This window comes from Pseudomonas sp. PDM09 (genome assembly GCF_014852305.1).
In the GTDB taxonomy this organism is placed as follows: domain Bacteria; phylum Pseudomonadota; class Gammaproteobacteria; order Pseudomonadales; family Pseudomonadaceae; genus Aquipseudomonas.
On the sequence record NZ_JACVBI010000009.1, the window covers coordinates 67,244 to 79,149 of the forward strand.

Below are 11,906 nucleotides of genomic sequence, written 5' to 3' on the forward strand. Positions count from 1 at the left end.
CCTGCAACTTGGCGAGGAAGGTGTTGAAGCCTTTGGCGATCGAGCCCAATTCGTCGGCGCGGTCGCTGGTCAGGCGGCGGGTCAGGTCACCTTCACCCTGGGCAATATCGTCGAGCATCGCCACCATTTGCTTGAGTGGGCGAGCAATGCCGTGGCCCACCAGCCAGATCACCAGCAAACCGATACTCGCGATCAACAGGCCGACCATGGCCATGCCAAAGGTGTCGGATTTGCGCTGTGCGTCCAGATCACCCTGAAGCTTTTGCAGGTCCGCCATCACCGCATTCAGTGGCAGCTGCAGCATCAAGGTCCAGCGGGCGTCGGTCTGGCCGATGCCGAAGGGCAGGTACAGTTCGATCCGGCCCTGGGCCTTGTCGACGGTGTAAGTCACTTCGCCGCGCTTGAGATTGGCCATGTTGGCAATCTGTTTGCTGTCGAGAATGTCGCTGACCTTTTCGCCGAATTTGCTCGGGTCTTTGGTGTAGGCGACGATCCGGCCGTTACCGCCGATCAGGGCCATTTCACCGGCGCCGCTATACAGTTTCTGATTCGCCCCCAGGAGCATTTCCTGGATGAAGTTCACCGACAGGTCAGCGCCGACAATGCCCTGGAACGCGCCATTGAGCATGATCGGTTCAATGAAGGAGGCGAGCATGACGATCTTGTCGCCGACCTTGTAGGGCGCCGGATCGATCACGCAGGATTTTTTGGTTTCCTTGGAGCACAGGTAGTACTCGCTGGCGCGCACGCCGGTGGACAGGGTTTTCTGGTCGTCCACGTCCACCAGTTTGTCCAGGCCCAGGCTGCCGTCTTCGTTGCGAAACCACCACGGCAGGAAACGCCCGTTGCTGGCGTCGATGCCGATTACTGGAGTGTCGACGTAGGCCGCATCATTGTGGTCGAGGGCGTTTTTTTCCCAACCGATGTAGGTGCCGAGAATTTTCGGGTTGCGGGCGACGTTTTCCTTGATCAGGTTGATCAGTTGCTCACGGCTCAGGTTCAACTGTGGCTGACCATCGGCGCCCGGGGTACCGATCAACGCGTTGACGCGAACCAGCCCGCCAGCAATCAGCAGCGGTGCTTCGAGTTCGCGCTGGATCTGGCTGACCTGGGTTTGCGCCAGCGAGGTCAGACGTTGTTCGATGACTTGTTCGAACTGCGCCTGAGTCCGTTGCTGGACCATGTCTTGGGTCCGGGCGCCGGAAAACAGCGCATACAGCACCAGGGCTGCAACGACGCTGAGCACAATGGCGCCGGCCAGGGCGGCAACGGAAAACTGGATCGACTTGAATTTCATGGGTGCTCCGCACGCAAGAGGACGTCTGCGGTGCTGTATCGGCAGGAAGCTGGAAGGTCATGAACGGCGCATGACGAATTGGCTGTTTTGGAGTGCTGAATGTCGCAAATGAATCACTGCTGGGCCATGAGCGGCCGTGGTAGGCACTGTTATGTGAAATTTTTCCTACGGTGACAAGGGCTTTGTCTGAAATGTACGTGCTACACGTCCGTTGTATCTGGCGCCGATACAAATCCCCACCTAGGATACGCGGCATGTTTCCAGGGAGCTTCTTGATGAATAAGACATTGGTTTTGTGTGCACTGAGCGCAGGTCTGCTGCTCGCCGGTTGTCAGTCGGTCAACACCACTAGCGGTGGGGCCGTGGGCGTTGAGCGCAAGCAATACATGTTCAGCATGTTGTCGACCTCTGAGGTCAACCAGATGTACGCCCAGTCTTATCAAAAGACCGTCGGGGAGGCGAACAGCAAAGGCGTGCTGGACAAAACCAGTAACAATGCCAAGCGCGTTCAGGCGATCTCCAATCGCCTGATTGCCCAGGCGCCGGTGTTCCGTCCGGATTCGGCCCAGTGGCAATGGGAAGTGAACCTGATCAAGAGCGACGAGCTGAATGCCTCTTGCGGGCCTGGCGGCAAGATTATTTTCTACTCCGGGCTGATCGACACCCTGCAACTCACCGACGACGAAATCGCCGCCATCATCGGCCATGAAATCGCTCACGCCCTGCGCGAGCACGGCCGTGAAGCGATGTCCAAGGCTTACGGTATCGAAATGGCCAAGCAGGGTGCTGGTGCGTTGTTCGGCCTGGGCGAGGGCGGCCTGGCTCTGGCGGACACTGTGGCGAAATACGGCATGACCTTGCCCAACAGTCGCGGCAATGAAAACGAGGCAGACTTGATCGGCCTCGAATTGGCTGCCCGCGCGGGGTACAACCCGAACGCGGCGATTACCCTGTGGAACAAAATGAGCAAAGCCTCGAATGGCGCGCCGCCAGAGTTCTTGAGCACTCACCCGGCGTCGGCCAGTCGGATTGCTGCCTTGCAGGCGGCGATTCCGAAGGTGATGCCGTTGTACGAGAAAGCACCGAAATCCTGATAGTCATTGGGTGAAGCTGCTGACGCCTTCGCGAGCAAGCCCGCTCCCACATTGGATCAGTGTGAACACAGATTTTGTGTACACCAAAAATCCACTGTGGGAGCGGGCTTGCTCGCGAAGAACGATAACGCGGTCTAACGACCTACCGCATCAAACCCACCCACTGCTCTGCATCGCCTTGTACACCGCAACAATTGCCAACACCAGGAATGCCGACGCCGCCAGGCGACGGATCAGGGTCAAGGGCAGTTTGTCTGCCGCAAAGTTACCTGCCAGTACCACCGGCACGTTAGCAATCAACATCCCGGCGGTTGTGCCGATGATCACCAGCCAAAGGTCCGGGTATTGCGCCGCGAGCATCACGGTCGCGACTTGGGTCTTGTCGCCCATTTCCGCGAGGAAGAACGCAATCAGCGTGGTCAGGAACGGCCCGAATTTGCGGGCGGTGCTGGCTTCGTCTTCGTCCATTTTGTCCGGAACCAGGGTCCACAGGGCGGTAGCGGTAAAGCTCGCAGCAAGGATCCAGTGCAGCGTCGCATTCGAGAAGAAACTGCCGAACCAGGCGCCTACCGCGCCGGCGGCCGCATGGTTGGCCAGGGTCGCGGCGACGATGCCGGCGATGATCGGCCAGGGTTTGCGAAAGCGGGCAGCGAGAATGAGCGCGAGCAGTTGCGTCTTGTCGCCGATTTCGGCCAAGGCAACGATTGCGGTGGGAACGAGTAGAGAGTCCAGCATCATCAGGGTTTTCCTAAGGGGCGGGTCGACACGGCTATGACACGTACAGCCTTCCCGCCCCGGGTAAGGTGTTCGTGTCATAGGTCTTGTCAAACCCTCGATCCGTCTGATGCGGACGCTTGGGTCGCATACGCCATGGTCTTTTGACCAAGTATGTTGACGTATGCCGGACGAGCATGGCGCTCGTGGGAGACTACTCCCCTAGGACGGAGCGGATTCTGCCTAGGCAAATCCGATTGGGCAAGCCCCAAGGGCGCTTTTCGTAGGAGCCAGGCTTGCCGCACCGCTGGCTCCTACATGTCAGATTTGCGCTTCAGCCGCGCTTGGCCCGGTAGATTCGGAAACCCTGTCCTTCAGCCTTGATTGCACACACGCCCAAGTGCTCTTCGATCAGCGGTTGATACTTCAGGAAGCTGTTCGCTACCAGCCGAAGTTCTCCGCCGTTCTTCAGATGTTTAGCCGCTTTTCGCAGCAAGTTCTCGGTGGCGAAGTAATCGGTGTGTACGCCGACATGGAACGGTGGGTTGCTCAGAATCGCGCTCAAACCCATGGGGGCGGCATCGATGCCGTCACCGGTCAGCACCTCCGCGTCCAGGCCGTTGGCGGCCAGGGTCAGGCGACTGCTGGCGGCAGCAAACGCATCCACATCGAGCAGGGTGACCTGGTTGTGCGGATAACGCCGCTTGACCGCCGCCCCCAACACACCCGCGCCGCAACCGAAGTCCAGCAAGTGGCCGCTGGGCAGTTTGTCCAGATGTTCCAGCAACAGGGCGCTGCCGCGATCCAGTCGACCATGGCTGAACACGCCCGGCAGGCTGATGACTTTCAATGGGCCTTCGGCCAGTGGCAGTTCATATTCCTGGGCCAGGCTTTCCAGTGACTTGGCTTCTGGTGCATTGGCCACGGTGACCTGCCAGAGCTGGCAATGCCGTGCGCTGTCGAGCTTGCGGGGTTTGCCGAAGGGGTTCAGCTGCTTGGCCGCGCCTTCGATACCGCTGCGTTTTTCGCCCACCAGGTACAACTCACGGCCAGCCAAACGAGAGGCGAGGGCGTTGAGGATGTAATCGGTCAGGTCTTTGGACTTGGGCAGAAATACCACAGCGCTGTCGAACTCGCGCTCCGGCGCATTCACGCCGAAATGGCTGCGCTCGGCGAAACGGGCGTCCAGCGCCGCTTGATCGCCGGCGTGCCAGCACCAACCATGGGCATCGGGCAAGCGGCCCAGCAAATCATCGGCGGGCAAACCGGCCAACAGCACCGAACCCTGGAATAACTCGGCCTGACGAAGCAGTACTTCACTGCGCGGATCCATACTCTGCTCCTGGAAAAAAAGTGCCGCAGTTTATCAACTGAGGACCCGCAGCGCTTGACCGCTGAAGTAGCCTTGGGCGTTTTCGGTCAACTGGCCAACGATTCTTTGCCGCGCCTCGCGACTGCCCCAGGCGTTGTGCGGGGTGACGATCAGCCGTGGAATATCCTGGGCCAGCAGCGGATTGCCCGCCGTGGGTGGTTCGACGCTCAACACGTCGGTGGCCGCGCCGCCCAGGTGACCGTTGCGCAGGGCATCAGCCAATGCTTGCTCGTCAATCAAACCACCGCGCGCGCTGTTGACCACGAAGGCCCCGGGTTTCATCGAGGCCAGTTCGCGGGCGCCGATGAAGTGGCGCGTGTGTTCGTTGAGCGGGCAGTGCAGGGTCAGGGCATCGATTTGCGGCAGCAGCTCATCCAGCGGCAGACGATCCGGTCGGGCTGGGCGCCCCGGAATCTGCCCCAGCAACACGCGCATGCCGAACGCCTCGGCCAACCGTGCCACGGCGCTGCCCAGTTCGCCATGGCCGAGCAGACCGAGGGTTTTGCCTTCCAGTTCGACGATCGGGTAATCGAGCAGGCAGAACTGTTTCGCCTGTTGCCAGCGACCTTCGGCGACGGCTTTTTGATAATCGGCCAGACGCGTCGCCAGATTCAGCAACAACATGATCGTGTGCTGAGCCACAGACGGCGTGCCGTAACCCTGGCAGTTGCAAACAGTGATTCCGTGGGCGCGGGCGGCGGCGAGGTCGACGTTGTTGGTGCCGGTGGCGGTGATCAGGATCAGCTTCAGTTCCGGGCTGGCCGCCATGGCCGCTGCGTCGATCACAATCTTGTTGCTGATCGCGACGCTGGCGCCTTTGAGGCGTCCGATCACTTGATCAGGCGTGGTCTGCGCGAACAACTCCAATTCGCTGAAGCAGTCGCGCAATGGGCTGAGATCGAGATCGCCGAGGTCCAGGGACGGATGGTCGAGGAAAACGGCGCGGCGAGAGTTCGTCATCAACTGTACCTTTTGTGCATTGAACTGAAGGCGTAATCTGCCGAGCCTACCAGATGAAATAAATGGTTACGCACTGCCTGGCATGACAAAAACCTATGGCGAGGGAGCTTGCTCCCGCTGGGCTGCGCAGCGGCCCCAACCCAGGCGATCGTGTTTTGTCAGACATACCGTGTCATCCGGTTTACGACTGCTTCGCAGCCGAGCGGGAGCAAGCTCCCTCGCCACAGAGATTGAATTCGTTTCAGAATTGTTGAATTGATCAGCCTGCCCAAAAGGAGTACCCCCATGTACTGGACAGAGTTCTTGACCGTTGCCCTGATTCACCTGCTGGCCGTCGCCAGCCCCGGCCCGGACTTCGCCGTGGTGGTGCGTGAGAGCGTGACCCACGGGCGCCGTGCCGGAACCTGGACGGCGCTGGGCGTCGGCTCGGCGATTTTCCTGCACGTTGGTTATTCGCTGTTGGGTATCGGGCTGATCGTGTCTCAGTCGATCGTGCTGTTCAACGCCTTGAAATGGGCCGCCGCCGCGTATCTGCTGTACATCGGCTTCAAGGCCTTGCGCGCGCAACCGGCCAAACTGGTGGCTGATGACCTGCATCAGGAGGCTGGCGAACGCACCGCGCGGGGCGCTTTCACCTCGGGCTTCGTGACCAATGGCTTGAACCCGAAAGCCACGCTGTTTTTCCTGTCGCTGTTCACCGTGGTGATCAACCCGAACACACCATTGGCGGTACAGGCCGGTTACGGGATTTATCTGGCAGCGGCGACGGCAGTCTGGTTCTGCCTGGTGGCGATGCTGTTCAGTCAACAGCGTGTGCGCGCCGGTTTCGCCCGCATGGGCCACTGGTTCGACCGGACCATGGGCGCAGTGCTGATTGCCATCGGCGTGAAACTCGCCTTCACCGAGATGCATTGATTTCTCAAGGTATGCGCAACCCCCCCGTCCACATGATGGATCATGAATTGCTGTAAATGCTGGCGCAAAGCTAGCATTTATACAGCTGTGCAAATCATCCCTTTGGCTGATTTGGCTGGCGTTCAAGGGCTCTAGAGTGCTTAGCTTTAGAAACCAAGACCGTGCAGTCAGAAAAGGGACTCTTATGTTGCAGACTCGCGTTATCCCCCCAGCCGAGGGCGCTTACCAGTATCCGCTGTTGATTAAACGGCTGCTGATGTCCGGTGCCCGTTACGAAAAGACCCGCGAGATCATCTACCGCGATCAATTGCGCTACAGCTATCCGACCCTCATCGAGCGGGTCGCGCGGCTGGCCAATGTGCTGACGGCCGCTGGCGTGAAGGCCGGGGATACCGTGGCAGTGATGGACTGGGACAGCCATCGCTATCTGGAATGCATGTTTGCCATCCCGATGATCGGTGCGGTGATCCATACCATCAACGTACGCCTGTCGCCGGAACAGATTCTCTACACCATGAACCACGCCGAGGACCGCTTCGTGCTGGTCAACAGCGAGTTCGTCGGGTTGTACAAGGCGATTGCCGGGCACCTGACCACCGTGGAGAAAACCCTGCTGTTGACCGACCTGCCGGAAAAAACCGCCGACCTGCCGAACCTGATTGGCGAATACGAGCAATTGCTGGCTGCCGCCAGCACGCAATACGACTTTGAAGACTTCGACGAAAACTCGGTTGCCACCACGTTCTACACCACCGGCACCACGGGTAACCCCAAAGGCGTGTATTTCACCCACCGGCAACTGGTGCTGCACACCATGGGTGTGTCGACCATCATGGGTTCCATCGACAGCGTGCGCCTGCTGGGCACCAACGATGTGTACATGCCGATCACCCCGATGTTCCATGTGCACGCTTGGGGCTTGCCGTATGTCGCGACCATGCTCGGGCTCAAGCAGGTCTACCCCGGCCGTTACGATCCCGAGTATCTGGTGGAGTTGTGGCGCAAGGAGAAGGTGACCTTTTCCCACTGCGTGCCGACCATTCTGCAAATGCTCCTCAATGCCAAAGCGGCGCAGAACACCGATTTCGGCGGCTGGAAAATCGTCATCGGCGGCAGTGCGCTCAACCGTGCGCTGTATGAAGCGGCCAAAGCCAAGGGCATTCAGTTGACCGCCGCTTACGGCATGTCGGAAACCGGGCCATTGGTATCGTGCGCGCACCTCAACGATGAGCTGATGGCCGGCACCGAAGACGAACGCACCACTTACCGGATCAAGGCCGGTGTGCCGGGGCCATTGGTCGAGGCGGCGATCGTCGACACCGACGGCAACTTCCTGCCTGCCGATGGCGAGACCCAGGGCGAACTGGTGCTGCGTGCACCCTGGCTCACCGAGGGCTATTTCAACGAGCCGCAGAAGGGCGCCGAGCTCTGGGCGGGGGGCTGGCTGCATACCGGCGACGTGGCGACGCTGGACAGCATGGGCGTGATCGACATTCGCGACCGGATCAAGGACGTGATCAAGACCGGCGGCGAGTGGATCTCCTCCCTGGACCTGGAAGACCTGATCAGCCGCCACCCTGCGGTACGCGAAGTAGCAGTGGTGGGCATCGCCGATCCGCAGTGGGGCGAGCGGCCGTTTGCGCTGCTGGTGGTCCGTCAAGGGCATGAGATCGGGGCCAAGGAACTCAAGGAGCACCTCAAGCCGTTCGTTGAGCAGGGGCACCTGAGCAAGTGGGCCATCCCGAGCCAGATCGCCATTGTTACTGAAATTCCCAAGACCAGTGTCGGCAAACTCGACAAGAAGCGCATCCGCGTCGACATCACCGAATGGCAGGCTAACAACAGTACCTTCCTCTCGACGCTTTAAGCGTCATCTGGCGCGCCGAAAACGGCGCGCCAGACCCACCAAGCAAGCGCTTGGCTTGTGAAATCCGAATTTTCAGCCATCCTTGCCGTGCCGACATGTGTCGGACTGGCGAAAGGACTGTTCCAGAGTGGCCGGCAGCTGCAAATCACACTTTAGAGGGATCAAGCACTACTACCTGCTGGCTATAGTCCGCTCAAGGAATTTTTAAGAACGGAGCGCGCACAAAACGGGGCGATGCAACTTTGGCGTGACGTCGGAACCACTTGGCTTGCGGTCACCCACAACGTTTTTAAAAGTACTCAGCCATAACAATAATGCACATGGAGTAGCGTCGATGACATCAGTAAACCAGTTCTGGCGCCGGGCGAAACTGCCCCTGGCGGTCAGTCTTGCCTCTTCGCTCGCCGGGCCTGCATTCGGCGTCAGTTTCAACGTCGGTGAGATCGAGGGGCAATTCGACTCATCCCTGTCGATCGGAGCCAGTTGGTCTACTCAGAGCCCGAACAAAAACCTCATCGGCGTCAATAACGGGGGCCACGGCCTGTCCCAGACCTCTGATGACGGTCACAACAACTTCAAGAGCGGCGAAACCTTCTCGAAGATCTTCAAGGGCATCCATGACCTTGAATTGAAATACGGCGACACCGGCGTCTTCGTCCGGGGCAAATACTGGTACGACTTCGAGCTCAAGGATGAAAGCCGCGAGTTCAAAGACATCAGCGACAGCAACCGCAAGGAGGGCGCCAAGTCCTCCGGCGGCCAGATCCTCGACGCCTTCGTCTACCACAACTACGCCATCGCCGATCAGCCGGGTTCCGTGCGTCTGGGCAAGCAGGTCGTGAGCTGGGGGGAAAGTACTTTCATCGGCGGCGGCATCAACTCGATCAACCCGATTGACGTGTCCGCGTTCCGTCGTCCTGGCGCCGAGGTCAAGGAAGGCCTGATCCCGGTCAACATGTTCTATGTATCCCAGAGCCTGACCGACAACCTGTCGGCCGAAGCGTTCTATCAGCTGGAATGGGACCAGACAGTTGTCGATAACTGCGGCACCTTTTTCTCCCAGCCGGACATCATTGCCGACGGTTGCGACAATAACCTGCGCGTGCTGAACAAGCGCTCGACCATTCCGGCCATCGCATTGGGCCCATTGGCCAACGCGGGCGTCGACGTCAACGAAGAAGGTGTACTGGTGCGTCGTGGTCCTGACCGCGATGCGCGGGACAGCGGCCAGTGGGGCGCGTCCTTGAAGTACATGTTCGATCCGCTCGATACCGAGTTCGGCGCGTACTTCATGAACTACCACAGCCGTGCACCGATCTTCAGCGCCACGGGAGCTCCGCAATCGATCTACAACGGCGTGGCAGCTTTGCCGGCGGCGTTCCGTGCGCTGGGGCCGCTGGTGGTCGCCGGTAATTCCGAGTACTTCGTCGAATACCCGGAAGACATCCGTCTCTACGGCTTGAGCTTCTCCACCACGCTGCCTACCGGTACGGCATGGAGCGGTGAGATCAGCTACCGTCCGAACGCGCCGGTGCAGCTCAACTCCACCGATATCCTGTTTGCCGGTGTACGCCCATTGGGCGGTGCCTTGGCCAACGCTTCGCTGCTCCCCGGTGTACCGGGTCAGGATTTGCACGGCTATCGCCGCAAGGAAATCACCCAGTTCCAGACCACGCTGACGCACTTCTTCGATCAGGTCATGGGCGCCAGCCGTCTGACCCTGGTGGGCGAAGTGGGCGTGACCCATGTTGGCGGCCTGGAAAGCAGCTCCGAAATCCGTTACGGCCGTGACCCGGTCTACGGTCCTGGTGAACTGCCGGCTACCGGCGGCCTCAACACCTGCTCGGCGATCCTCAACACCAGCACCATCAATGGTGCCGGCGCAGGTACTGCAACCAACAACCGCAGCCGTAATTGCGAAGACGAGGGCTTCACCACGTCGATGTCGTGGGGTTATCGCGGTCGCGCCATCTGGGATTACAACGATGTGTTCGCCGGTGTGAACCTCAAGCCGAACGTGGCATGGTCCCATGACGTGAGCGGTTACTCGCCTGGCCCTGGCGGCAACTTCGAGGAAGGTCGTAAAGCGGTGAGCCTGGGTGTCGATGCCGAATACCAGAACACCTACACCGCGAGCCTGGCCTACACCAACTTCTTCGACGGCAAGTACACCACCGTGGATGATCGCGACTTCGTTGCACTCAGCTTCGGCGTGAACTTCTAAGCACTGTATTTTCAGGACGAACACATTTATGAAAATAACAAAGAGTCTGTTCCACGTTGGTGTTCTGGGTCTGTCGCTGCTGGCAACCGGCGTCATGGCGGCGGTCCCGGCAGCCGAAGCGGACAAGCTGGGCAAGAGCCTGACCCCGATGGGCGCCGAGATGGCGGGTAACGCCGACGGTTCGATCCCGGCCTGGAAACCCATGCCGAAAAACGCCGGTAGCGTGGACAGCAAGGGTTTCCTGGCTGATCCGTTCTCGAGTGAAAAACCGCAGTTCACCATCACCGCGCAGAACGTTGACCAGTACAAGGACAAGCTCGCGCCGGGCCAGTACGCGATGTTCAAGCGCTACCCGGAAACCTTCAAGATGCCGGTCTACCCGTCCCATCGCGGTGCCACCGTGCCGGATGAGGTGTTTGCCTCGATCAAGAAGAACGCCACCAACACTAATCTGGTGTCCGGTGGCAACGGTCTGGAAAACTTCGAAACCGCGATCCCGTTCCCGATTCCGAAAAGTGGCGTTGAAGTCATCTGGAACCACATCACCCGTTATCGCGGTGGCAGTGTGACCCGTCTGATCACCCAGGCCACGCCGCAGCCGAACGGCTCGTTCAGCCTGGTGTACTTCGAGGACCAGTTCGTGTTCCGCGACAAAATGAAGGATTACGACCCGAAAAATCCGGGCAATATCCTGTTCTACTTCAAGCAGAAAGTGACCGCGCCGGCGCGTCTGGCCGGTGGTGTGCTGCTGGTACACGAAACCCTCGACCAGGTTAAAGAACCGCGTTCGGCGTGGGTCTACAACGCCGGGCAACGCCGTGTGCGTCGTGCGCCGCAAGTGTCCTATGACGGGCCGGGTACCGCTGCCGATGGCCTGCGTACCTCCGACAACCTGGACATGTACAACGGTGCGCCGGATCGCTACGACTGGAAGCTTGAAGGCAAGAAAGAGATGTACGTCGCCTCCAACAGCTACAAGCTCGACTCGCCGCAATTGAAGTACGCTGACATCATCAAGGCCGGCCATATCAACCAGGACCTGACTCGCTATGAGCTGCGTCGGGTCTGGCATGTGGTCGCGACCCTGAAGGAAGGTCAGCGTCACATCTACGCCAAACGTGACTTCTACATCGACGAAGACACCTGGCAGGCGGCTGTGGTCGACCACTACGACGGTCGCGGGCAACTGTGGCGTGTCGCCGAGGCTCACTCCGAGAACTACTACGACAAGCAAGTGCCGTGGTACGCCCTCGAAACCTTGTACGACCTGCAATCGGGCCGCTACCTGGCCCTGGGCATGAAGAACGAAGAGAAGTCGGCGTATAACTTCGGCTTCACTGCCAGCACTGCAGACTTCACGCCGGCAGCTTTACGTCAGGAAGGCGTTCGTTAGTATGTTGTAAACCGAGGCCGCATCCTCGTAAAAACGCCCCGACTGGTTCGGGGCGTTTTTTTTGGAAGCT

The 11,906-nt window shown here is 59.6% G+C and carries 8 protein-coding genes, 1 pseudogene and 1 riboswitch; of the genes and pseudogenes, 5 read left to right on the forward strand and 4 right to left on the reverse strand.

Going from position 1 to position 11,906, the window contains the following annotated elements; genetic code table 11:
• Positions 1 to 10 precede the first annotated feature (10 nt).
• A pseudogene (locus IB250_RS29090) lies at positions 11 to 1,297 on the reverse strand (HAMP domain-containing protein); the annotation flags it as partial.
• A gap of 275 nt (positions 1,298 to 1,572) precedes the next feature.
• On the opposite strand from IB250_RS29090, the gene IB250_RS21215 reads away from it, so the two are divergent.
• A complete protein-coding gene (locus tag IB250_RS21215; RefSeq protein ID WP_123501266.1) occupies positions 1,573 to 2,391 on the forward strand; it encodes a M48 family metallopeptidase in 819 nt (272 codons plus the stop codon).
• A gap of 150 nt (positions 2,392 to 2,541) precedes the next feature.
• On the opposite strand, the gene IB250_RS21220 is transcribed toward IB250_RS21215, so the two are convergent.
• The 3 genes from IB250_RS21220 to IB250_RS21230 all read right to left on the reverse strand — a co-directional run bounded on the left by IB250_RS21220 (position 2,542) and on the right by IB250_RS21230 (position 5,437).
• Positions 2,542 to 3,126 (reverse strand): TMEM165/GDT1 family protein, encoded by a 585-nt coding sequence (locus IB250_RS21220; RefSeq protein ID WP_192345615.1) that lies wholly within the window; start codon positions 3,124 to 3,126, stop codon positions 2,542 to 2,544.
• A gap of 92 nt (positions 3,127 to 3,218) precedes the next feature.
• A riboswitch (yybP-ykoY riboswitch) is annotated at positions 3,219 to 3,340 on the reverse strand.
• 99 nt (positions 3,341 to 3,439) lie between these two features.
• Positions 3,440 to 4,438: a class I SAM-dependent methyltransferase gene (locus IB250_RS21225; RefSeq protein ID WP_192345487.1), complete on the reverse strand. Its 999-nt coding sequence runs from the start codon at positions 4,436 to 4,438 to the stop codon at positions 3,440 to 3,442.
• A 33-nt stretch (positions 4,439 to 4,471) separates the two neighbouring features.
• Positions 4,472 to 5,437, reverse strand: a complete 966-nt coding sequence (locus IB250_RS21230) for a 2-hydroxyacid dehydrogenase (protein WP_192345488.1) — start codon at positions 5,435 to 5,437, stop codon at positions 4,472 to 4,474.
• A gap of 285 nt (positions 5,438 to 5,722) precedes the next feature.
• Between IB250_RS21230 and IB250_RS21235 the strand changes: the two genes are divergently transcribed.
• The 4 genes from IB250_RS21235 to IB250_RS21250 all read left to right on the forward strand — a co-directional run bounded on the left by IB250_RS21235 (position 5,723) and on the right by IB250_RS21250 (position 11,836).
• Positions 5,723 to 6,352, forward strand: a complete 630-nt coding sequence (locus IB250_RS21235; protein ID WP_192345489.1) for a LysE family translocator — start codon at positions 5,723 to 5,725, stop codon at positions 6,350 to 6,352.
• A 184-nt stretch (positions 6,353 to 6,536) separates the two neighbouring features.
• Positions 6,537 to 8,219 carry a fatty acid--CoA ligase gene (locus IB250_RS21240; RefSeq protein ID WP_192345490.1) on the forward strand — a complete coding sequence of 561 codons (1,683 nt, stop codon included), beginning with the start codon at positions 6,537 to 6,539 and terminating at the stop codon, positions 8,217 to 8,219.
• A gap of 334 nt (positions 8,220 to 8,553) precedes the next feature.
• Positions 8,554 to 10,443 (forward strand): DUF1302 domain-containing protein, encoded by a 1,890-nt coding sequence (locus IB250_RS21245; RefSeq protein WP_192345491.1) that lies wholly within the window; start codon positions 8,554 to 8,556, stop codon positions 10,441 to 10,443.
• 28 nt (positions 10,444 to 10,471) lie between these two features.
• Positions 10,472 to 11,836, forward strand: coding sequence for a DUF1329 domain-containing protein (locus IB250_RS21250; protein ID WP_192345492.1), 1,365 nt, complete (start codon positions 10,472 to 10,474; stop codon positions 11,834 to 11,836).
• Positions 11,837 to 11,906: the final 70 nt, after the last annotated feature.